Source organism: Sedimentibacter sp. B4, from assembly GCF_000309315.1.
Taxonomy (GTDB): Bacteria; Bacillota; Clostridia; order Tissierellales; family Sedimentibacteraceae; genus Sedimentibacter; species Sedimentibacter saalensis.
This window is the reverse complement of the sequence record NZ_CANG01000531.1, coordinates 1-382: the sequence shown is the minus strand read 5'-3', so window position 1 is coordinate 382 and position 382 is coordinate 1. Positions and strand designations below refer to the sequence as shown.

1 pseudogene is annotated in these 382 nt (G+C 72.0%); it reads left to right on the top strand.

The features are described from left to right. Positions 1-70: 70 nt before the first annotated feature. Positions 71-382, top strand: a pseudogene (locus tag BN358_RS12125) (pyridoxal-phosphate dependent enzyme); the annotation flags it as partial.

Below are 382 nucleotides of genomic sequence, written 5' to 3'. Positions count from 1 at the left end.
CAACCCCGACATCCACCGCAAGACCACAGCGCTGGAGATCTGGGCGGACACCGAGGGCAAGGTCGACTACGTGGTGGCCGGCGTCGGCACCGGCGGCACCATCACCGGGGTCGGGCAGGTGCTCAAGCAGCACAAGCCGGGGGTGAAGATCGTGGCGGTCGAGCCGGCCGAGTCGCCGCTGCTCTCCGCGGCCAGCCCGGGCCGCACAAGATCCAGGGCATCGGGGCCAACTTCATCCCCGACATCCTCGACCGGTCGGTGATCGACGAGGTGCTGCCGCAGAGCAGCGACACCGCCGTCGAGTGGGCCCGCAGGGCCGCCCGCGAGGAGGGCCTGCTGGTCGGCATCAGCTCCGGCGCTGCGCTCGCAGCCGCCGGCGAAC